Origin of the sequence: Brevundimonas sp. P7753 (assembly GCF_013386595.1) — a bacterium.
In the GTDB taxonomy this organism is placed as follows: Bacteria; Pseudomonadota; Alphaproteobacteria; order Caulobacterales; family Caulobacteraceae; genus Brevundimonas; species Brevundimonas bullata.
The window spans coordinates 1-20,156 of the sequence record NZ_JACARP010000008.1; the positions used below are offsets into that span (position 1 = coordinate 1).

19 protein-coding genes and 2 pseudogenes are annotated in these 20,156 nt (G+C 64.1%); 9 read left to right on the plus strand and 12 right to left on the minus strand.

The window, feature by feature from the left end:
* On the plus strand, window positions 1–360 hold a 360-nt coding region (locus HX774_RS01830; RefSeq protein WP_178823743.1), incomplete at its 5' end, for an IS5 family transposase.
* Between the two features lie 148 nt (window positions 361–508).
* Window positions 509–2,719, plus strand: a complete 2,211-nt coding sequence (locus HX774_RS01835; RefSeq protein WP_255499893.1) for a nitric-oxide reductase large subunit — start codon at window positions 509–511, stop codon at window positions 2,717–2,719.
* Window positions 2,720–2,801: 82 nt separating this feature from the next.
* Here the strand turns inward: HX774_RS01835 and HX774_RS01840 are convergent, their stop codons facing one another.
* A complete protein-coding gene (locus HX774_RS01840; protein WP_178823747.1) occupies window positions 2,802–3,494 on the minus strand; it encodes an IS6 family transposase in 693 nt (230 codons plus the stop codon).
* Window positions 3,495–3,827: 333 nt separating this feature from the next.
* Here HX774_RS01840 and HX774_RS01845 point away from each other — a divergent pair, with 333 nt between their 5' ends.
* From HX774_RS01845 to HX774_RS01855, 3 genes are read left to right on the plus strand one after another with little or no spacing between them, the layout of a single operon-like run.
* Window positions 3,828–4,076: a hypothetical protein gene (locus tag HX774_RS01845; RefSeq protein ID WP_178823749.1), complete on the plus strand. Its 249-nt coding sequence runs from the start codon at window positions 3,828–3,830 to the stop codon at window positions 4,074–4,076.
* Window positions 4,076–6,103 carry a hypothetical protein gene (locus HX774_RS01850; protein ID WP_178823751.1) on the plus strand — a complete coding sequence of 676 codons (2,028 nt, stop codon included), beginning with the start codon at window positions 4,076–4,078 and terminating at the stop codon, window positions 6,101–6,103. Before HX774_RS01845 ends, HX774_RS01850 begins: the two co-directional genes overlap by 1 nt.
* Window positions 6,104–6,128: 25 nt before the next feature.
* Window positions 6,129–6,797: a hypothetical protein gene (locus tag HX774_RS01855; RefSeq protein ID WP_178823753.1), complete on the plus strand. Its 669-nt coding sequence runs from the start codon at window positions 6,129–6,131 to the stop codon at window positions 6,795–6,797.
* A 141-nt stretch (window positions 6,798–6,938) separates the two neighbouring features.
* Here the strand turns inward: HX774_RS01855 and HX774_RS01860 are convergent, their stop codons facing one another.
* The 6 genes from HX774_RS01860 to HX774_RS01885 all read right to left on the minus strand — a co-directional run bounded on the left by HX774_RS01860 (window position 6,939) and on the right by HX774_RS01885 (window position 11,894).
* Window positions 6,939–7,664: a thermonuclease family protein gene (locus HX774_RS01860; protein WP_178823831.1), complete on the minus strand. Its 726-nt coding sequence runs from the start codon at window positions 7,662–7,664 to the stop codon at window positions 6,939–6,941.
* A 289-nt stretch (window positions 7,665–7,953) separates the two neighbouring features.
* Complete coding sequence (locus tag HX774_RS01865; protein WP_178823755.1) at window positions 7,954–8,634, minus strand: GNA1162 family protein; 681 nt, start codon at window positions 8,632–8,634, stop codon at window positions 7,954–7,956.
* Window positions 8,634–8,999: a DUF4810 domain-containing protein gene (locus HX774_RS01870; protein ID WP_178823757.1), complete on the minus strand. Its 366-nt coding sequence runs from the start codon at window positions 8,997–8,999 to the stop codon at window positions 8,634–8,636. The genes HX774_RS01865 and HX774_RS01870 overlap by 1 nt, the downstream gene beginning before the upstream one ends.
* Entirely contained in the window at window positions 8,996–9,301 is a 306-nt protein-coding gene (locus HX774_RS01875; RefSeq protein ID WP_178823760.1) for a hypothetical protein, read from the minus strand. Before HX774_RS01875 ends, HX774_RS01870 begins: the two co-directional genes overlap by 4 nt.
* Window positions 9,302–10,240 (minus strand): CsgG/HfaB family protein, encoded by a 939-nt coding sequence (locus HX774_RS01880; RefSeq protein WP_218650215.1) that lies wholly within the window; start codon window positions 10,238–10,240, stop codon window positions 9,302–9,304.
* An 82-nt stretch (window positions 10,241–10,322) separates the two neighbouring features.
* Window positions 10,323–11,894 (minus strand): DUF2779 domain-containing protein, encoded by a 1,572-nt coding sequence (locus tag HX774_RS01885; RefSeq protein WP_218650216.1) that lies wholly within the window; start codon window positions 11,892–11,894, stop codon window positions 10,323–10,325.
* Between the two features lie 157 nt (window positions 11,895–12,051).
* On the opposite strand from HX774_RS01885, the gene HX774_RS01890 reads away from it, so the two are divergent.
* Window positions 12,052–12,753, plus strand: a complete 702-nt coding sequence (locus HX774_RS01890) for a hypothetical protein (RefSeq protein WP_178823762.1) — start codon at window positions 12,052–12,054, stop codon at window positions 12,751–12,753.
* A gap of 52 nt (window positions 12,754–12,805) precedes the next feature.
* Here the strand turns inward: HX774_RS01890 and HX774_RS01895 are convergent, their stop codons facing one another.
* The 4 genes from HX774_RS01895 to HX774_RS01910 all read right to left on the minus strand — a co-directional run bounded on the left by HX774_RS01895 (window position 12,806) and on the right by HX774_RS01910 (window position 16,946).
* Window positions 12,806–13,264, minus strand: coding sequence for a hypothetical protein (locus tag HX774_RS01895; protein WP_178823764.1), 459 nt, complete (start codon window positions 13,262–13,264; stop codon window positions 12,806–12,808).
* A 350-nt stretch (window positions 13,265–13,614) separates the two neighbouring features.
* On the minus strand, window positions 13,615–14,508 hold the full coding sequence (locus HX774_RS01900) for a plasmid partitioning protein RepB C-terminal domain-containing protein (protein ID WP_178823766.1): 894 nt from the start codon (window positions 14,506–14,508) through the stop codon (window positions 13,615–13,617).
* Window positions 14,509–15,387, minus strand: coding sequence for a plasmid partitioning protein RepB C-terminal domain-containing protein (locus tag HX774_RS01905; protein WP_178823768.1), 879 nt, complete (start codon window positions 15,385–15,387; stop codon window positions 14,509–14,511).
* A complete protein-coding gene (locus HX774_RS01910; protein ID WP_178823770.1) occupies window positions 15,384–16,946 on the minus strand; it encodes a recombinase family protein in 1,563 nt (520 codons plus the stop codon). Before HX774_RS01910 ends, HX774_RS01905 begins: the two co-directional genes overlap by 4 nt.
* Window positions 16,947–17,087: 141 nt before the next feature.
* On the opposite strand from HX774_RS01910, the gene HX774_RS01915 reads away from it, so the two are divergent.
* Together HX774_RS01915 and HX774_RS01920 are read left to right on the plus strand one after the other, a co-directional pair.
* A complete protein-coding gene (locus HX774_RS01915; protein WP_255499897.1) occupies window positions 17,088–17,393 on the plus strand; it encodes a hypothetical protein in 306 nt (101 codons plus the stop codon).
* Between the two features lie 77 nt (window positions 17,394–17,470).
* Window positions 17,471–17,572 (plus strand): annotated as a pseudogene (locus HX774_RS01920) (integrase core domain-containing protein); the annotation flags it as partial.
* A gap of 705 nt (window positions 17,573–18,277) precedes the next feature.
* Here the strand turns inward: HX774_RS01920 and HX774_RS01925 are convergent.
* Window positions 18,278–18,790 carry a Slp family lipoprotein gene (locus HX774_RS01925; protein ID WP_178823772.1) on the minus strand — a complete coding sequence of 171 codons (513 nt, stop codon included), beginning with the start codon at window positions 18,788–18,790 and terminating at the stop codon, window positions 18,278–18,280.
* Between the two features lie 263 nt (window positions 18,791–19,053).
* Between HX774_RS01925 and HX774_RS01930 the strand changes: the two are divergent.
* Window positions 19,054–20,150, plus strand: a pseudogene (locus HX774_RS01930) (IS3 family transposase); the annotation flags it as partial.
* Window positions 20,151–20,156: the final 6 nt, after the last annotated feature.

The window sequence follows — 20,156 nt, forward strand, 5'->3', positions numbered from 1 at the left end:
GGTCCTCACCGGATGGCTACCCTGTTTGTGACGGCTGGTCAGGTCAGCGACTACACCGGCGCGGCGGCTCTTCTGGATAGTCTACCCCGAGCCCAGTGGCTGCTGGGCGATAGGGGCTATGACGCGGATTGGTTCAGGGACGCCTTGGAAGCCAAGGGGATCACACCTTGCATCCCCGGACGTAAAACCCGCACCGAGCCCATCCGGTATGACAAGCGCAGATACAAACGACGCAACCGCATCGAAATCATGTTCGGTCGTCTGAAAGACTGGCGACGCGTTGCCACGCGTTATGATCGGTGCCCGAACGTCTTCCTCTCCGCCATAGCCCTCGCCGCTACAGTGCTCTTTTGGCTATGAGTCCTGAGCCTAGATCGACATGAATGTATGCGAAATTATGTTATATACGATGATACATGATTGAGAATCGGGGGACATCATGGCTACGTACGCGCACCTTTTCACGCTAAAGCGGCTGTGGCTGATCCTCGCCGTCAGCATGTTTGTGATGTTTGGAACCCTGCTGTGGTTCGGGCGCGAGATCTATCACGCGGCCCCGCCGATCCCCGAGCGGGTTCAGACAACGCAAGGCCAGACCCTTTATACTCTGGACGACATCCAGAGAGGGCAGAACGTCTGGCAGGCCATGGGCGGCATGCAGCAGGGCTCGATCTGGGGACACGGCGGTTATCTGGCCCCCGACTGGAGCGCCGACTGGCTGCACCGCGAGGCCAGCGCCCTTCTGGACATACGCGCCCGCGCCGAAGGCTCTTCTTCCTTCGCCAGTCTAACGCCACGAGAACAAGCCGCTGACGAGGCCGAGCTGCGCATCGACATGCGGCGCAACACCTATGATCCGGCCACGGGTACCGTAACGGTCACGCCTGAGCGCGCCGCTGCCATAGCCGTGGTTCAGAACCACTTCCGCGATCTTTATCAGGCGCGCACCCCCGAGGCGCAGAAGCTGCGCGTCGACTACGCCTTCCCGGTCCACACGCGCCTCTCGGACGCCGACGCCCATGCGGTCGCGGCATTCTACTTTTGGACCTCCTGGGCGGCCTCGACAGAGCGCCCCGGCAAGACCATCACCTACACCAGCAACTGGCCGCACGAGCCTCTAGTCGGAAATCAACCGACAGCCACCATCCTGCTGTGGTCGCTCATCTCGATTCTCGTCCTTCTGGGCGGTATCGGCGCGCTGGTCTGGTTCTATGCGCGCGAGTTCGACGTCTGGCGCGCCGACAGCACGCCAGACGGCGGCTTCGCCACCTTCGATTTCATGGACAAGCTGACGCTGACGCCCTCGATGCGCGCCACGGCCAAATATTTCTGGCTGGTCCTCGCCATGTTCGGCGCACAGGTTCTGTTGGGCATCGTTACCGCCCACTATCAGGTCGAGGGACAGGGCCTTTACGGCCTGCCCTTCGCCGAATACCTCCCCTATGCCGTGACCCGCACCTGGCACACGCAACTGGCTGTGTTGTGGATCGCCGTCGCCTGGCTCGCCGCCGGCCTCTATGTCGCGCCGCTGTTGTCGGGCAAGGATCCGAAGTTCCAGGTCTGGGGTGTCAACTTCCTGTTCGTCAGCCTGCTCGTCATTGTCGTCGGCTCATTCGCCGGACAATGGGCAGCTGTCAACGGCTTCTTCCGCAACCTGACCGCCAATTTCTGGTTCGGGCATCAGGGTTACGAATACACCGACCTTGGCCGCTTCTGGCAGATCTACCTCTTCATCGGCTTGATGCTGTGGGTGCTTCTGGTCCTTCGCGGTTTGTGGCCTCTGCTGCGGCGCAAGGGCGGCGTGTCTCTGATCCTGCTGGTGGCCATCTCAACCGTGGCAATCGGTCTGCTGTTTGGCGCCAGCCTGATGTGGGGCGAGAAGACCCACATCTCGATCATGGAATACTGGCGCTGGTGGGTGGTCCACCTGTGGGTCGAGGGCGTGTTCGAGGTTTTCGCGACCGCCATCGTCTCGGCGTTGCTGGTGCGTATGGGGCTGGTTCGCCCCTCCGTGGCCGCTACGGCGGTTCTGGTCGCCACCATCGTCTTCCTCAGCGGAGGCGTGCTCGGCACCTTCCACCACCTGTATTTCAGCGGTACGCCGATCGGCGTCATCGCGCTAGGTTCGGTGCTGTCGGCGCTGGAAGTGGTCCCGCTCGCGGTCGTCGGCTTCGAGGCTTACAACCGCTCCAAGCTGGAGGGCCAGAACGAGTGGGAAGAGGTCTATCACTGGCCCTTCCGCTTCTTCGCCGCCGTCCTGTTCTGGAACCTGGTCGGGGCGGGCCTCTTGGGCTTCCTGATCAACACACCGATCGCCCTCTATTACATGCAAGGGCTGAACACGACGGCCAGCCACGGCCATGCCGCCCTGTTCGGCGTCTATGGCATGCTGGGCCTGGGTCTGGTGCTCTATTGCATGCGCGGTCTGACCAATCCCCGCATCTGGAACCAGCGCCTGCTGTCTATCGCCTTCTGGTGCCTGAACATCGGCCTGGCGATGATGACTTTCCTGTCGCTGCTGCCCCAGGGCCTCTGGCAGACCTATGTGTCGTTCAACGAAAACTACGCCGCCGCACGCTCGGCCGAACTGATGCACCATCCGATCATGGAGGGGCTGGTCTGGGCACGGGTACCGGGCGACGTGGTGTTCGCCGTCGGCGTGGGTGCTTTCGTCCTTTTCGCGGTGAAAGCCTTCTGGGGGAGCCGTCGTCGCGCGTGACGGTGGTGGCACCCTTGAGCTGAGCAGGTCGGTGCTGTCATGTTAACTGAGCGAAGTCGAAAGATCCCTACCCTGCTCATTTTCAGACCACGGCCGCCTCCCACGCGGCATTCGCTTCAGCGCGAAAGCAACGAAGTGTGGGTCTGCTGATCAAATGGCGCTGGAAGTTGAAGGTGTTGTAGATCGCGGCGTGGGTGGTGAGAAATCTCTGGGCTGAGGCTTGGGATTTGAACCTCTGATGCTGCCGCTCCCGTCGTCGGATCGGCAGATGTGAGTTCTCAACGCGGTTGTTGTCACGAAGCCTGCCAGGGCGATGCAGATGGCGCAGTTCCAACTGATCGAGTGCCGCACCGTACGAGGCCAACCCGTCCGTCGTGATGGTTTCTGGCTCGACCGGTTGATTGCGCAAAAGACGTCTGATCAGCTTCAAAGCCGCCTCTGTGTCCCGCTGGCGCTGGACAACGACGTCTAAAACCTCGCCTTCGTCGTCGACTGCGCGCCACAGATACATGCGCCGTCCTCCGATCTTGCAGACCATTTCATCGAGATGCCAACGGCCTGTCGGAGGCACTCTCCGCTTCTTCAGCCGCCGTGCAATCAGAGGCCCGAACTTGATCGTCCAGCACCGGATCGTTTCGTAGCTGACGTCAATTCCGCGTTGCGCCATCAGTTCCTCGACGTCGCGGAAGCTAAGATTGAAGCGAAAGTACAACCACACGGCATGACGGATCACTTCGCCTGGAAAGCGGTGTCGCTTAAACGATAGCGGTTTCATAAAACGCCTTCTCCACCAATGGCTTGCAGCCTTCGAAGTGGAGCACCTTTAGCGTTAGACTGACAGCACCCGACCGGCGAGGTCGAATGCACCGGCGCCTTCAACGCCGACGCCTACAGCACCGCCACCGGCCAGAACGTCGGCTCCGCCTTCCGCGAGGCGACCGGCGTCGGCCGCAACAGTTCCGACTGCGAAAACCGCCTGACCGCGGTTCTGGCCAGCCAGGTCGCGGCCGCCCTCGGCCCGCAGATCCAACGCGAATGGCGCAATGTCAGTCGCGCTCAAACCTCAGCCGTCCAGTCCGCGTCGGCCCCTGCCGAATACACCCTAACGGTGCGCGGAAACGACCTGAACATGGGCGTTCAGGCCGATCTCCTGGACGCGCTCGGCGCCATCCCAGGCGTCGATCAGCATGCCTTCCTTGGACAGGACGCGCGTCAGATCAACATCCACGTCAAATATTCGGGGTCCACGCCGCTGCACCTGGCCCTGTTCCAACGCCTGCGCGGCAACCCCGCCTTCGCCGCCATGCAGTCGCAAATGGCGCCCCAGCAGGTCATCCTCTGCCTGAACGGCTGCTAATGTCGCGCCTCGCGTCTTGGCTCCTGGCCGCAGCCGTCGCCGCGCCGACCGTCGCGTCGGCCGGCGAGAGCGGTCTTCGCCTTCACCCGATCCCAGGTCTGTTTGGGCCCGAGGACTCCGCCTGCGGAACCTCGGGCCGAACGGACAATCTGATTTCACCGGCTCTGTGCGACAAGCTCGCGCCGATCGACCGGCGCCAGTACTGGGGCCAGCGCTTCGACGCCCTGATCGCCGACCGCTTCGGCGAGGACCAGGTGGCGCGCGACCTCTCGACCCCGCCGCCTTCAGGGATGACGCGCGAGACCCTCATGTCGCGCACCCTGGTCGCCTCCCTGCATGTGTCGCGCGCCGATCTATGGACCGTGCCGCGTCCCAGCGTGGTCGAGGCCCATATGCCCATCACGGCGACCCTGCTGATGACCAATGTCCTGACCGGCGAGGTCATGTTCGCCCATACGGTCTCGACCAACGTCCAGGGCCTGATGGGGCGCAACACCTATCAGGCGGAAGCGGCGGCTCAGTTTGACCAGCATTTCGACGCCGCCCTGGTCCGCCTCGTCGATGAGGCCAAGGCCCGCTTCCAGCCGAACACGGTCACGGCCCAGGTCCGCGGTCGTAACGGCGACCTCTATATCGTCGACGCCGGCCTGCAGAAGGGCTTGCGGCCGGGCGACCAGATCGGCGCCGACGCCCGCGTGGTCTTCGCCGACGCCCACTACGTCCTGGTGGCCCCGGTTCTGGATACGCTCAGCGTGGGGCAGAGCCTGTCGCGCTATGTGGCCCAACCCCTCGATGCCCTGACCCGTCCCTCCCTGCTGGTGGTGGTGGCGGACACCGCGCCCGACGTTCCGCCCGGTTACGCCGCCGCCATCATGGAAGAAGCCTTGGCCGCCGCCGGCGGCTTCGCCCTCATGCCGATCAATCCCGCGGCGTCCGCCATCCGCGCGCCGCAGCTGACCGCCGCGGGCGTCGAAAGCCGTCCGCCGGCCCTGCCCGACTACTTTCTGCGCCTCACCGTCGCACCGCTAGAGCCTTTGCAAGCGCCCACCAATGTGCCCAGCGTCGAGCGCCGCGTTCAAGACGCCCGGGTTTTCCTCGAGGTGATTGATCATGACGGCCGCGTGGTCTTCGCCGTCGAAGGCAAGGACCAGCAGATCGACGAGATCACCGACGGCATGGCGCCGTCGACCGCTCAGCGCCGGGATGTGGCCGTCCGCAACGCCATGCGACAGGCCGCTCAGGTCCTCAAAGCCGGCTTCACGCCGTCTCGCGTACGACTGGCGGTCGCTTCGGCCGACGACGGCGAGGTCGTGATCACCGACCCGGCCGGCGCCCTCGGTCTGGGCCAGAACGCCCACGTCGTGCGCGCCATCGGCCGGGTCTCCGGCGTTCAGGGCGAGGTCTGGGCGCCGGTGGCGGCGTTGGAAGTCGTCGAATTCGGCGACGGCGTCGCCAAGGCGCGACAATCCGGCGTCGAGGTCGCCCGGGTGCGCCGAGGCGATCAAGTCGTTCAGGACACGGTCGGCTCGCTATCCGCATCGCGTTTCCGCTACGCCCCCTGCGCGACCGCCGTCGCCTTTCGCGGCGCGGAACAGCCTCTGTTCCAGGCCCTCAGCTTCAATCGCTTCGCCGCGGGCTTCCCCGGCGCGGTCCAGGCGTCGCGCTTCGCCGAGGAAGCTGCGCCTCTGGCGCTCGCGTCGCTCTCTCCGGACTACCGCGAGGTCAAGGCTCTGACGGCTCGCCCCGCCGACCTCTGCTTCGAAGCGGTTCACAATCTGACGCAGACTGGGCAGAAGCGCTCGGGTCAGAGCTTCGTCCAGAACACCTATGACCTGACGGTCGGCTATGTTCTGAAGCGGAACGATCAAAGGGTCGGCGCGCAAGGCCTGCAGCAGACGCTCACGGCCACCGCTGTGCCTGCAGACGCTGACGCCCAACATCATAATTCATCAGTGCAGGTCGATCTGGCCGACTTCGCCTCGGACCTCGCCCTGCGCGCGGCCAAGGCCCTGACCCCCGCCCCCTAAACTCAAACCTCACTTGGAGCCTTCCATGAAGACCTCGTCCCTCCTGGCCGTCGCTGTGGCCGCCACCCTTGCGGCCTCCGGCGTCGCCTCTTCGGCCCACGCCCAACTGGGCGCACTGCGCAAGCTCGCGCCCGGCGGCGCGAGTGCCTCGGCCGGCGACCCGGACGCCTTTCTGAGCGAGACGATCGAGACCACCAAGCTGGTCATGACCTCCGCGGCGCTTCTGGCCGCCGCCGCATCGCAAGACGCCGACCGTGACGCCATCAAGGCCCGCATCACGGCCATTGAGGGGGCGTCGTCACCGCGTGACCTCCAAGCTCACAAGGCCGAGTTCGAGGCGGATGTCGCCACCGTCAACGCCAATGCCGCCGATGCGGCGGCCTGGCAGGCAAAGTACGACGCGGCCAACGCCCAACAGCGCGCCTTGATGGTCAACGCCGCCTACAACTTCACCATCGGCATGATGCGCAACGTCGCTCTGGGTCAGCAGGCGCCAAGCCTGATCAGCGGCCTGCAGTCCAACCCCATGCAGCTTACCAAGCTGGGCAGCCTGCGCGCCGCCGCCGGCCTGCTGGGCGACCAGGTCCAAGCCACGCGCTCGATGGTCGGCCCCATGCGCACCCTGCTCAGCCGCGGCGGCGTCGAAGTCCCCGCCGACGCCACCGCGTCCAGCGCCCGACCCGTCGATCTCTAAACGATCACCTCAAAAACAGACGCCGGGTCGTCCGGCGCGCATTCGCCCTGCATCAACTCCGACGTCCCAGCGTCGGAGTTTCTTTTTGCCCCACCTTTGCGGGCCCCCATGGCCCCGTGCACAGTCGCCCGAGAAGAAGGATTAGGAACGACCCGGCGCTGAAACCCACCCCGCCGCCCGGGCCTCGGCTTCCGAACAAAACCAGCGCTCGCCGGCCGTCTCGTCGATCCGCGTGCGGGCGTAAGACCGCATGCCCGGCGCATGATAGTAGCGCGCGCCCTTGGCGTTGATATTGCCCTTAATAGCGCAAGCCGGTTGGGGCGGCGCCTGTTCTGGACGGTCATTCCGGCGCGCCGCTCGCCACGCCCACGCCGGCTCGAACGTCCCAGCATGCAGGCCCCTCGCGGCCGCTCGCGCCGACGCCTCATCCCGGGCGTAGACCCCGGCGCTATAGCGCCGATAATCCAGAGCCAGACCCTGCGACACCATCCAAGCGCCGATGTCCTGACCGTCAACGGCGCACCGGGCGACGCTGCGTCCGTACTGATCCTTCTCGACCTCAACGCAGGAAACAGGTCTCTGGCCGATCCATTCGCGCAGCGCCTGACTGGCGACCTGACCGCAGCGATACGCCTGACCGTCGCGCCGACAGGTTTGGTCCTGTTCGGGCGCATCCACGCCCCAGAGCCTGATCCTCTCGCCATCGACCGTCAGGGTGTCGCCATCGACAACGGTCGGCGCCGAGTCGCTCGGAGTGACAATAGGGCTGGCCCCGCACGCCCCAAGAGCTAAGGCCGCAACGATCAATTTAAGCGGATTTACGTATCCCGCCCCAGACCCATGGGACTTCGCTACCCAAACCAGCATGACTCTTATCCTATCGGCGGCCGAAGACGGGCGATCCACGCTTTGGCGGTCACCTACGCCTGAAGAAAATGCAATCGACGAGACGGAGTTTGACACGCTCTGGCGCTAAAGGCTCAGCCGCGCGCAACCAGGCGCGGACTGACCTCATCGCGCTCTCTTCCGTACCTGTCTTAGACGTCGCCCAAACCCGGCCGCCTGAAGCGACGAACTCAGTCGCCCAGGCCTCACACAAGCGAAATCCAGGTTGACGCAAGCGGGCCGATCCGCATCGGATCGGCCCTGCCCTTCCTTAGTTGGGGAAGGTCTTTTGGTCGGCCTTATGCTGGCCCGGCAGATACGGCCCCGCCGGCAAGCCCTGTCCCGCCACGTGGGTGGCCAGGAGGTTGGCCTGCTGGGTCAGGGGAATATAGTTGGGCTTGGCCTTTTCGACCGCCGCAGCGATCGCCTGGACCAACAGATCAGCAAGCGGATTGCCCGAACTCGACGCCTGCGGGCTGTAGGACAGGGCCTGGTTGTTGGACCACAGGGTCTCGCCGGTGCGGCAACTCTTCAGGGTGTAGTCGAACTCCACATTAGTGGAGGTCGAAATGACGATATATTGAGACTCCCACTTCTGGATCTCCACGAACATCACCGTATCGCAGCCGAACAGGCCTCCGAACTGAGAGGCGTCAGCCTGGTGCACCAAGCCGGCGTCAGACAGGCCTTCGTCGTCCAGAAGGCGTTTCACCATGTGGGCGGGGAAGACATAGTAGCCGCGCTCAGCCACCGGACGAGAAATCGTCGAGACGAAATAATCGGCCGCATCCACATTCACTGTGGAGTTGAGCGCCGGCACGACCAGAACGCTGCGAGGATTGGCCGCCCTCAGAGCCCCATAGCTCTTGGGGGTCGGCGCGGTGACGCAGGCGGAAAGCGCAGCGCAGCCGGCCAGGGCCGCCGCTGCGGCGATGAGTGTTGAACGTCGCATCAGTTGCCCCCTCCGGCCACGGCCGTCCCGCCGTCGATCTTCTGAATGATCCGATCCATGAACTGGGCCGACTCCGGGAAGCGCGTGCGCTCCTCCTGGAACAGCTTCAGCGCCGTCGCTGCGTCGCCCGCTTCCAGATGGAGATAGCCCAACTCGGCCAGCAGACCCGGCGCCACGGCGTCGCGCGCACGACCGCGCTCGATCGCCTGTTCCAGCGCCGTCTGATAGACGTCGCGTCGCTCGGGGCTTTGCGAATAGGCGTAGAGGGCCGGCTCATAGGCGCCCCATTCAAAACGGCTCGTGGGGGCGCAGGCCGCGACGGCCATGAGGGCGGCCAGGGCCGCGAGCGATACCAGGCGCCTCATGGGACCGTCACCGCGACGCGCGCGCCGGCGGACACGAAGACCGCCTGGGCGTGCAGGCGACGTCCGCCGTTTTCGATGGCTATGTCGTGACGTCCCGTGGTCAGAGGCGCGCCCGCCTCGAACTGGGCCACGGCGCCGAGATCGCGTCCATCGACGATGAGGCGCGCCTCGGGCGGGGCGTTGGTCACCACCAGCACGCCCGCCGCCGCGCCTTGGGCGACCTCGCGTTCGGCGTAGTTCTGCACGCAGCCCGTCGCCATCGCCGCGCATAGCGCAACGAGGGCCAGTGTCTTCAGTCTCATCTATTTGATCTCCGTGACCCGCAGGCCAGTGATGTCTTGAGGCAGGGCGCCGCTGACCAGACGGGCGGTCGAGCCCTCCGCGTCCGGGGCGTCGCCGAAGAAGCCCGTCAGTTCGATTTCAGCCACGACGGACCCAGGCAGGGTGATGGGCAGGCCGGATTGGGCGCTGACCACGGTCTCGCCCGGGGTCTCGACGCGGAAGCGGTCGCCGACGCGCAGACCCTGGCTAGCGCCGCCGCTCACGAACACCGTCTCGCCCGATACGCGCAGGACGTCGGTGAACCAGGCCCGCTGCTGCAACTCATTGATGACATTGGTCATGGTGTCGGCGATGGCGGCGGCCACGGCGCGATCGTTCAAGGTCGAGTCATAGCCCGCACGGGTGCCGAAACCAGCAACTTCACCCGTCTCGGTCGTGGCCTCCCCCGAGCCCGAGGTCGAGAAGAAGACCCGCCCCGTGCGCACATCGACGAGACGGATCTCGACCGTGGCGTTGACCGCCTGGCGACGCTGGGAGTTCAAGAAGCCCTGCTTGCCCTCGTTGCGTCGGCCCAGCTGCGTGATCGAACCCAATAGAAGGGCGTCGACGCCCACGAGATTCTGGGCCGTCGCCTCCGAAATCAGGCGCTCGGCGTTCAGCGCCGTCAGATCCGCCCGTTCGAAGACGAAGAAGTGCTGCGAGGACGTCAGGGCGTTGACCAGCATGTCGCTGGCCTGGGTCGCGATCGGATCCGCCTGACCCGGCGATTGCAGCAGGCGGCCGTAAGGCGTGCTGTTGGTGAAGCGCCCGACGGCCACGCGCCGTTTCAGACCCGCACGCTGGACGGTCTCAGCCTGTTGCGCCGCCATGTCGGTCGCCAAGGCGGGCGGCGCCCAGGTTGCGCCGACCGTTAAGGCCAGCGCCGCGGATGCGACGCAAACCTTTTGATAGATTGTCATTTTTAGCCCCCGAAGTAGCAATGATCGCTGTACTATAGCACTGCTGAGAGTGGCAAGCCTTGTCAGTAACACCCCTCACCGATCATGGCCTCGCCCCCACCCCCGGCCCGTCGACCCGCCCGGCGCCGGTCAGTCGCCGCAGCAAGACGATCATCGCCTCGGTGTCGCGCTCGCAATAGGTCTCCAGCCCCGCCTTGAGTTGGTCCCGGCGCGTATTGCTCGTCTCGGCCCTGGCCGCCTCGAACCAGGCCTGCTGGGCCGCGCCGCCGTCCTTCACCTCCAGATCGTCATAGGCGAGATCAGGCGCGATCGTGGGCAGGACCGCCTTGATCGACCAACTCCCCCTCTGGTCGCGGTGATAATAGACCTCGCGCGTTACCGGCAGCAGATCCACGATCCTGGCCTCGATCTCGATCAGAGCCTGCGCCAGATCCGGGAAGGCCTCGGCCAGGTCGCGAACGCAGCGTCTTTCGAACGCGGCGTTGTAGGCGATGATCGCGCCGCAGCGCTCGGCGCCCAACTGAGCGACCAGGGCCTCGGCGCAGGCGCGCCGCGGATCTCCGCCGTCGATCGACAGGAAGCCCGTGTGAATAATCTCGCCGCCTTCGGCCTCGATGTGGCACGAGAACTGAAACGGAATCTGCTGAAACGGTCTGCAACCGACCCACCGCGGCGCGGCCGGTCCAATGGTCTCGAAATCAAGATAGGCGCGCGGCCAGGCCCACCCCTTCGTCGCCTCGATCGCCCCTTGGCGATCCAGATAGGCCTCTCCCGTCACAGTCGCTTCACGCACGCGTTCATGCACCGCATTGGCCAGGACGCCCGGCTTGAGATCATTCAGGTCGAACAGGCCCTCCTCGGCCCAACGCGCGGCGATGGCCCTTCCAGTCCGCGGCAGCAGGCTGATGGGCCAATCGGGGTCGGGAGGATCATGGCGGGCGCAATAGCTCGAAAACTCGCAAGCGAACGGACGGGCGCAATGTTCGCCAGTACTGACATCGGGCTCATCGCCGGCGAGAACGGCCCGGGCTCTAGCGACGATCGCCTCGCGATCCGCGATCAGATCGGCCAAGAGGTCCAGGCATTCCGCATCCCGGAAAAGACCCGCGTAGTCCCCCTCGCGCTTAAGCCGGAAGCTGCTGTCGATATGGCGGATGCAGGCCGACGACACAGGCGTCCCCGACCGGGCCACCACCCACGCCTGGGTGGCCAGGTCCCCGAGATGATAGTCCTTCACCCCCGCCGAACTCTTCACCTCGGCGATCGCCCATCCGTCCCGCATAGGCAACAGCACGTCGACCCGAACCAGGACGCCGTCGTGCTCAAATGTCGCCTCGAAAATAGGCTCGGACCAGCCCTCATCGATGAGGGTGCGCGTGCGCGCCACCGCCGCGGCCAGATCAGGTTCGGCTTCGACCATCACGCCCGTAGGCCACAGGCCGCAGGCGATTTCGCCGACTTCATGGCCGGTCGCAAATCGCGCTTCAGCCCCGTCGTCGACCAGGGCCGCCTCCGGCCTGTGCTTCGACAGCCAGAGCTTACGCGGACACTGCTCGAAGGCCGCGATCTTCGATTTCGACAATCCGTAGCGACGCGCGCCGCGCACCAAAGTGACGACGCTCCCGCCAGAGACGGCGTCCATAGCCTGGTCCATGTCTTCGCCTCCCTGCCCCGGCGCCGCGCGCGCCTTCTTCCAGAGCCCAGTAGCAACACACAGATACGCCAGTTTCGGTCGCACGATTGAGCCAAAGACTAGACGGCGCACAGAACCCGGTTACGTCACTCAGCAACCTAACGCTCAGGGGGATGATGTGACCGACGACCTTTCAACCGCGCTTCCGAACGAGCGCACTCAGCTTCTTGAAACTTGGAAACGCGTTTTCGCCAAAACGCCAAACCCCTGCGTCGCCCGCTTCCTTCAGCTTGATCGACTAGCCAAGGGCCCGACGGACAAGAAGGCGATCAGCAACGATCTTCGCAAGTTTCACGACCGGTTTGGCTGGATGGCTAAGGAAAGCTCGTCGGCCGGAAAATGCGCGGGCGCGCTCTACCGAACCCAGGCCTTCATCCAACTTCCGAGCGATGAACGCATCGGTAAAAAGCGCGGCCAAACCGTGCACATCGAGCATACCGTGCCAGTCAATGTTCTCTCGATGCGCTGGCTTGAGGTGCGCAAGGGCGGCCAAGAACAGGAACTCATGCCGACTTTTGCATGGGTGATGCACCACACCGTCGCCACAGCATTCCATCAGGACGAACGAATGTCGCTGAAGGGCGCCTCCAAATCGACAGACTGCTTCGCTGAAGGCGCGCCGGGCTTCGGCCGCCCCTTCAAACGCTACAGCGGCCTCTTTCATCAGGGCGGCCAAGTCTGGGACGTCTACAACGGCGCCTCGATCGAGCCTGACCTGTTCTCCCTCAGCGACCACTTCGCCAATGTCGTCGCCCTTGCCCAGGAGGCCGGCGCCGCCCCTCAGTTCATCGCGGCGCTCAAGGCGAGCAGTCCCGACTAGATCCAGCAGCGCCACGCGCAAAAGTCGTCCAAGGCAACGGTAGGACCATACTCTATCCCGGCGGAGCTTCGCTTCCGTTCATCGACACCCACCCGAAGTTCGCTGCTGACAGCCGAGCATAGATGTCATCGCCGAAGGCCCACCCCGTCGGCATGCGCTGCCGCAAGCCAAGCTGATCCTTGCGGTCGAGTCTTGAGCACTCTTCGTTGGAGATCCGGACGATCTTCACATGATCACGGATGAAGATCGCAATCTGAGCATCTGTCGCGCCACGCTCCAGCATGTCGTGAACTTCTTTGATCACAACGAGCCGGGGGATGACGTGCTCACGCCGCCCCTGCCCGCTGAATGCACGCGAATGCCCTACCACGGTGAAATCATCGGGAAGAAGCAGCCCCTCGATCAAGCGCGTGTCCGAACTCCCCTTCTCTTCCCACAGCCCCCGGATATTCATCGCAGCGCGCAGGCATGCACGCTCATGGCGCTCTTCGAACGAGTATTCTCTTCTCATAACGCCCCCAGCGCCAAACGTGTCGGCATAGTCCACACCGCCCTGATGCGCCCCGCCAACCGGACCTGATCGTCGCGGCTCCGACTAAAATTGTGAAGACCTCGCGGCGGAATAGCTGTTGCGACAGGCGAAAAGCCAGCTGACCTGAAGCCGTAAAGGGGCGGCCGAAACGCGCAGCGCCTCGCGCGCATTCCAGCCGCCTCTCATCGACAACCGACCTGATCGCGATCGGTCTAGCGGGCTCCGAACGGGTTCGCCGCCATCCCCGCCGCCATCCTCGATCCGCCCCACACGACGGCGTCTCCGATGGTCCCGGCGCTTGAAGGGTCCCGGTCCCCTGATCCCGGCGCTCAGGCCGCCGCCGGCGGCGCCTCAAGTGAAACGGCGGCGATGACGCCCCGAAAGGTTTCCAACACCTCGAGATGCCCGCTCGCCAAGAACTGTTCGATGGGCCGCCGAGACAGCAGACGCTCCAGGAAGCCCGCTGCAATCACCAGCAACAAGGCGTCGTCGCCGTAAGAGACCTCCAGCGCCTTATAGTCATGGGTCACCACCGCCAACTCACGCACCAGACGCTCTCGCTCGGCATGATCCGCGCCGGCGCCTTTCTTGTCGGCTTTGGGTTTGACTAGGTCGGCGGGACGGGTCGTGACCAAAAGGGCCTTGGCGTAGTTGGCGCTGTAATTGTTCGCCGACACCATCAGTTCCGCGACCTCCAGCTGGCGGATCGGCTTCATTTTCCGCAACTTCTGGAAGGCGTTGATCCCCACAGGCTTGTCCTTCAACAACTCCGCCACGTCGGCATGGATGCCGTTCAGCAGCTGTCGCCGCTGGCGGATCGCCGCCACATCGACGTTCAGCGCCCGCGCCAATTTTTGCATGGAGACGCCGCGGTCGATCGCGCGGACGATCATATAGTGCTCCTGGATCGGGGCGAGGCGATTGACCCGCTTGTTGTAGGTGAAGGCTTCGTCGTCCGCAGCCACCACGCACTGTGCAGCTGCTTCTCCCCTGGCCTTCAACACGCTCAAGCGAACATGGCCGTCGAGCAGGGTATAGAGGCCGTCGGCGCCCGCCTGAGCCACCACCAATGGCTCCACCACCCCGACCTCCGCGACGGACGCGGCGATCCGTTTGTATTTGGTCGACTCCATGATCGTTGACGCCAAGATCTTGGACGGCAGGAGCTTTTCCAAAGACAGCACCCTAACCCGCGTCTCAAAGGCGATCCGGACCGGCTCCATCTAGAGACGCTCCCGTCCAATGCGCGCCGCCAAGGCGGTCGGCAGGGTGTTGAAGCCTTCCGCCCGCAGGAGGGCGACGAACAGGTCATTGGCCAGGAGGTGTTGAAGGGCGCTGACGACGAAGTCGAGACGCGACTGGGTCAATCCCGCCCGCCGGACAAACGCTGTTTGGCGTTCCGTCTCACGCTGCAAAGCCCTGATCAGCGATTCCGGCGTGGCCGGCTTCGCCGGACGAGCGCCGCGGCTGCGCGGGTTCATGCCTTTCCCGCTGGTGTTGCGTTGTTCGATGATGCGGCGGATCGCCAAAACCTGATTTCCAGGGATCGCCTTGTCTTCGTAGGCCTGGGCGAGGGCCTGCTGCACATCGCCTTCTTTAGCTTGGGCGATCTCCATGGCGATGGTGTGCGGAATGACCCCGCGCTCCACCGCAGAGATCAGTTTTTCCTCTCCGTTCTCCAGCAGGAAACAGATCGCGTAGATATATTCGCGGCTGAAACCGACCTTGGCCGCAATCTCCCCATGGCTGTAGCCGCGCTCGCGCAGGGCGCCGATGGCGCGCACCAATTCCAGCGGCGTGTGCTGTCGGCGAGCCAAGTTCTCGACCAGGCTCATGACGAAACAATCGTCTTCGGCGGCGTCGATCACCACAGCGGGTATCGACTCCTGGCCAAGCGCCATGAAGGCCTCCAACCTTCCCTGCCCGCAGACGAGATCATAACGGGATCGTCCAGGCCGCTGGCTGACCGTGATCGGCTTCTTCAAACCCAACCGCTCGATGCTGGTCACGAGTTCTTGGAACACGCGTTTGTTGCGCGCTCGAGGATTGAGAACGGTGATGGCGTTCACCGGAATCATCAGGATTTCGGGAATATCACTCATGCCGCCCGCAGCTCCGTCCGTCGTGTGAGGTCGTAAAAGGCGTCCAAGTCGTCGAAACGAAAGGCGTCGAACCGCACTCCGTTTTCCGGCGACAGTTTGAGGCTGGGATCGGCGCCGCCCTCGATCCAGGGCAGAAGATAGTAGTCGCGGATTTGCTCGTTGCCGGCCTGCATCCGGACGGCGATGGTGATGTCCGGTCGCAGCCCTTGATCCAGCCGAATTTTCCATCGCAGCGCCCCGCCGGCGGTTTCGCAACACCGAGCGAGCACGATGGAGGCGGTGAACTCGGCGTTGACGGTGATCATGTCGGTGGTCTCGTCACGCGCCGCCGTTCCGCCGGCCTGCGCCACCCCGTCGATCACTTGGGCCACGATATCCGGGTGGAGGCGGCGCAGCGCGCGATTGGTTTCGATGTAGCGGAAATCCTTCGCCGGCGCGTAGCCGATCAGGGCGTAGGCGCGCACCAAGCTGCCGAAGCGCTGACGAAAGGTCGAACTCGACGCCATGTCTTCGACTTCGTCGATGACCAATCCCGACAACCAGCCCTTCTGCTCCAGGAGCGCCGACAGCTGGCCGAGCAGTTCCTCGTCGGAGAAGCGCCGACTGCGGTCCTGAATGATTCTCTGCGCCGCTTCGAAGAAGTCGGGCTCGACGATGCCTTCGAAAGCGCCGTCCTTGCGCACCCACATATCGGGCGTGTTCAAAACCCGTTTGGCCTTCAGCTTGAAGGAGCGTCGATTGTAAACGTTGTTGCCGATGTATTTTTCATTGGTCAGCACCTGGTGGACCGTCGATCGCGTCCACGGTCGCCCGAGATCGGTCATCACGCCTTCGGCGTTGAGCAGGGCGGCGATCTCGCTTTCCGAGCGTCGCTGAAGGACAAATAGCCGATAGAGGCGGCGGACCACCTCCACCTCCTGCGGCGGTCCAGGCGTTAGGACCACGCGATCCGTTTGCAGGCTCTTCTGCTCGCCGCGCGCCAGCTCCCCCTTGGGATGGCAGAGCTCATCGACCAGCTGGCGGCGCAATCCAAACCCAGCCGGTCCGCCTTGACGGAAGCCGAGGGTGATCAACCGGCACTGGCCGGCGAACACCTTGGTCGACAGCTCGCGGCTATACTCACCGGCCATCGCGCGTTTCATGCTCTTGATGATGGTGGCGCTGAGACTGCCGTCGTTCTCGAACTGCTCTGCGCAATAGTGCACCGCGATGCCGGCCTCGCGGCAGATGAACTCGTAGTAGGCGCTCTCGTCGGCGTCTTGAAACCGGCCCCACCGGCTGACGTCGTAGACGAGGATGGCGTCGAAGTCGGCGACGCCGCGGCGCACGTCGGCGATCAAGCCTTGCAGCGCGGCGCGTCCATCCAGCTTCAGGCCGCTTTTCCCCGCGTCGGCATAGGTTTTGACGATTTCAAATCCCCGCCGTGCGGCGTAGGCCGCAAGCGCTTCCGATTGGTTCTCGGTGGAGTATTTTTGATGCTCGGTCGACATGCGCACGTACTGAGCCGCACGCACCAGCGTCCCGCATTCACCTCCGCACTGGTCCCTCGGTCGCTGCATCGCCCTGCCGGTCGTTCGCCGCCTTGGCGGCACGGTTAGACCGACACCGTAAGCACCCTCCGACGTGAAAGTCGTTTCAGAAATTGGACTGAAAACTTCAGTCCAAAACAGGAAAAACTTTTCACACGGAAGAGGCGTAGGATGGAGAGCTTCTCGCAGCAGATCGCCGCGGCCATGCGGCGCGAGTGGGGGGCGACGCCCTCGGCACGGAAAGAGGTCGGACGGATCACGCGCGCCAATGAACGCGCGGTCCGCAACTGGTTCGAGGGCCGCAACGGTCCGAGCGGAGAAAACCTCGTGTCCCTCATCCGCGCCTCGGATGCCGTCTTCGAAACCGTTTTGGCCCTCTCAGGACGAAGGTCAGCCTTGTCGGGCGTTCACGTGCCGGCGCTGCGAGAGCGTTTGAAGTCACTCCTCGATCTGATCGACGAAGCCCCTTCTCGATAGATACCGCCACTTCGGCGAATTTCTTTGCCGGAGGAAGCAGTCCCATGGCGCGACCTATGGGCGCCCGACGCGCGCCTTGGCGTAGATACTACAACGAGGATCGGCCCCATGGGGCCATTGGCAACAAGACGCCGATCACGCTGATGAATCCGGGTGACATAGCCAGCCTGTCACCCTGACTCGGGCCGGAAAACTCTAGCCTCGGGTGCTCCAGAAAACGGGGGCGGATCAATCACCAAAGGACTCTCGTTATGGCTGGATGAGAAACGGGGGTCACGTCAAACGCGATCAGGATGGCGTCTCCAACGGAGTGAGGCGGACAGCTACCCGCAGTTCAGCTTCCGCGAATGCCGCCTTAGGCGCAAAGCGCCCTCTCCTCTCGTTACTGGCAGGTCGGAAATGCGCCAGAAGCGGGCATTTCCTCTCTACCTGGAAGCAGACTTTCTGTGGGCCTGGGCTTTTTGTTAGCAAGCAATCCACCCTTAGCCGTCTCTGCCTGACTGCGCCCGTCGACCACCCCAAAACCCCAGCCCGGCCCCTAGCGCGAAGAGTACGCTAGGGACACCGATCAGCATGCCAACCCAAAGCAACGGCCATGTCGCGAAAGCCTCTCCAGATTTTAGTCCAAGGTAGGCCACGATAACCGCTGCAAAGGCCAAGGGCAGGCAGCACCAGCCTATCAATGCACGCCTGCGAAAGCGGGCGGTGCGAGCGCGGGCGATCGCGACTCCCCCAAGCGCTCCGACGACAAAGGCGATCATAACAAGGCTGAACACAGACGCATCTTTCGTTGCCGGAAGTTAGAACCGAGCTTTGCGCAGCGGGGCCGGCCGGGCTGCATGGGCATTCTGCCGACCTCGAAACGCCGCAACCTCGCCCACCCCTCAGTCGATGATATCGGTTTGCGGGCTTAGAAAACCGTATTTGCACTCGGGGCTGTCGTCGCCCGAAAGGCAGTCCGACCAGCGGAACAGGTTTTCGATCTGGACGACGGGACCCGTCCTGCCTCCGCCGCCGGAACCTATGTAGGTCGTGCCCGAGATGCGACCGATGATCGTGACATTGGTCAGCTCATGAACCAGCCTCGGGTCGTACGCGCCCGCGGCGCAGGCTTCGAAGTGTTGATAGGTTGGCGTGTTGGTCCAGAGTGGCTCGCCATCCTCACCGCTGCGAGCATAAAGTATGGTCAAGCACACGCCCTGATCGATTGCGGCGATCCGCTCGACCGCGCCTGCCCAACGGATGCGCTTGCCACGGTGTCGCTCCTCAACCCCCTGATTAGGGCTCAACGCAGCGACCGAAGCTGTCCTTAAAACCTCGAAGTCGTCGGAGGCCCCGCCCGCTTTCAAGGGCGAGGGCGCGGTGTTGGGCCCGGACGACGCGAGGGGCGGCTTCACCGTCCGAGAGCCGTCCGACGTCACGGGGGTCGGGGACGTGACGCATCCCGACAAGACCGCACAGCTGAGAAAAACGCCTGCGTTCAGTCTGCTCGACATCTTGAGGAGGCGAATTTCCATTGAGCATGCACTTTCGGCTTGGGCAGATGCGCGCGCAGTCATCAAACCACAGATTGGCGATCACCACACCCTTCAACGCTGACGTGCCCCTGAGAATTTCCTCCACGCGGAGCTAGAGTCCGGCCCTTGAAAGGACGGACGGAATGAAACGAGCGAGATTTACGGAAGAGCAGATCATCGGGATCCTGCGGGAGAACGAGGCTGGCGCCAAAGCGGGCGAGCTGGCGCGCAAGCACGGCGTGTCGGAGGGCACGATCTACGCCTGGAAAGCCAAGTTCGGCGGGATGAGCGTGTCGGACGCCCAGCGCCTGCGCGCCCTGGAAGATGAGAACGGAAAGCTGAAGCGCCTGCTGGCCGACGCCATGCTCGACAAGGCGGCGCTGAACGATCTGCTCTCAAAAAAGTGGTAGGGCCCGCGGCGATGCGCCAAGCCGTCGCCCATGTGAAGGCGACGTTCGGCGTCAGCGAGCGGCGGGCCTGCTCCATCATCAAGGCCGACCGCAAATCGGTGCGCTATCGCTCTTGCCGCCCGCCAGACACGGCGCTGCGGGAGCGGCTGCGCGCCCTGGCTGTCGAGCGGCGACGGTTCGGCTATCGCCGGCTGTTCGTGCTGCTGCGACGTGAAGGCGAGCCTTCGGGCAAGAACCGGATCTACCGGCTCTACCGCGAGGAAGGTCTGACGGTGCGCAAGCGCCGCTCCCGTCGTCGAGCCATCGGCACGCGGGCGCCGATCCTGATCGAGGCCAGGCCGAACGCCCGCTGGTCGCTGGACTTTGTGCACGATCAGTTCGCCACAGGCCGCCGCTTCCGCATTTTCAACGTGGTCGATGACGTCACCCGCGAGTGCCTGGCGGCGATCCCCGACACCTCGATCTCGGGACGCCGCGTCGCGCGCGAGCTGACAGCGCTGATCGCTCGACGGGGCCGTCCCGCCATGATCGTCAGCGACAACGGCACGGAATTCACGTCCACGGCCATCCTGGCCTGGGCGCAGGATCATGGCGTCGACTGGCACTACATCGCGCCCGGCAAGCCGACCCAGAACGGGTTTGTGGAATCCTTCAACGGCCGGATGCGCGACGAACTGCTCAACGAGAGCCTGTTCTTTAGTCTGGATCACGCCCGCCAGAAGGTCGCTGCCTGGGCGCTGGACTACAATACCCGCCGGCCGCACTCGTCTATCGGCTACCTCACCCCGGAGGCATTTGCTGCCAGCCTGACCGCAACAGGCCGAGCCGCGCAGCGG

Excerpts from the sequence above, each read along its gene's own strand:
- HX774_RS01910 (WP_178823770.1), bottom strand. The coding sequence starts at position 16,946 with ATGCAGCGACCGAGGGACCAGTGCGGAGGTGAATGCGGGACGCTGGTG.
- HX774_RS01880 (WP_218650215.1), bottom strand. The coding sequence starts at position 10,240 with ATGACAATCTATCAAAAGGTTTGCGTCGCATCCGCGGCGCTGGCCTTA.
- HX774_RS01905 (WP_178823768.1), bottom strand. The coding sequence starts at position 15,387 with ATGAGTGATATTCCCGAAATCCTGATGATTCCGGTGAACGCCATCACC.
- HX774_RS01895 (WP_178823764.1), bottom strand. The coding sequence starts at position 13,264 with ATGAGAAGAGAATACTCGTTCGAAGAGCGCCATGAGCGTGCATGCCTG.
- HX774_RS01870 (WP_178823757.1), bottom strand. The coding sequence starts at position 8,999 with ATGAGGCGCCTGGTATCGCTCGCGGCCCTGGCCGCCCTCATGGCCGTC.
- HX774_RS01885 (WP_218650216.1), bottom strand. The coding sequence starts at position 11,894 with ATGGACCAGGCTATGGACGCCGTCTCTGGCGGGAGCGTCGTCACTTTG.
- HX774_RS01835 (WP_255499893.1), top strand. The coding sequence starts at position 509 with ATGTTTGGAACCCTGCTGTGGTTCGGGCGCGAGATCTATCACGCGGCC.
- HX774_RS01915 (WP_255499897.1), top strand. The coding sequence starts at position 17,088 with ATGGAGAGCTTCTCGCAGCAGATCGCCGCGGCCATGCGGCGCGAGTGG.
- HX774_RS01860 (WP_178823831.1), bottom strand. The coding sequence starts at position 7,664 with ATGCTGGTTTGGGTAGCGAAGTCCCATGGGTCTGGGGCGGGATACGTA.
- HX774_RS01855 (WP_178823753.1), top strand. The coding sequence starts at position 6,129 with ATGAAGACCTCGTCCCTCCTGGCCGTCGCTGTGGCCGCCACCCTTGCG.
- HX774_RS01840 (WP_178823747.1), bottom strand. The coding sequence starts at position 3,494 with ATGAAACCGCTATCGTTTAAGCGACACCGCTTTCCAGGCGAAGTGATC.
- HX774_RS01875 (WP_178823760.1), bottom strand. The coding sequence starts at position 9,301 with ATGAGACTGAAGACACTGGCCCTCGTTGCGCTATGCGCGGCGATGGCG.
- HX774_RS01850 (WP_178823751.1), top strand. The coding sequence starts at position 4,076 with ATGTCGCGCCTCGCGTCTTGGCTCCTGGCCGCAGCCGTCGCCGCGCCG.
- HX774_RS01865 (WP_178823755.1), bottom strand. The coding sequence starts at position 8,634 with ATGCGACGTTCAACACTCATCGCCGCAGCGGCGGCCCTGGCCGGCTGC.
- HX774_RS01900 (WP_178823766.1), bottom strand. The coding sequence starts at position 14,508 with ATGGAGCCGGTCCGGATCGCCTTTGAGACGCGGGTTAGGGTGCTGTCT.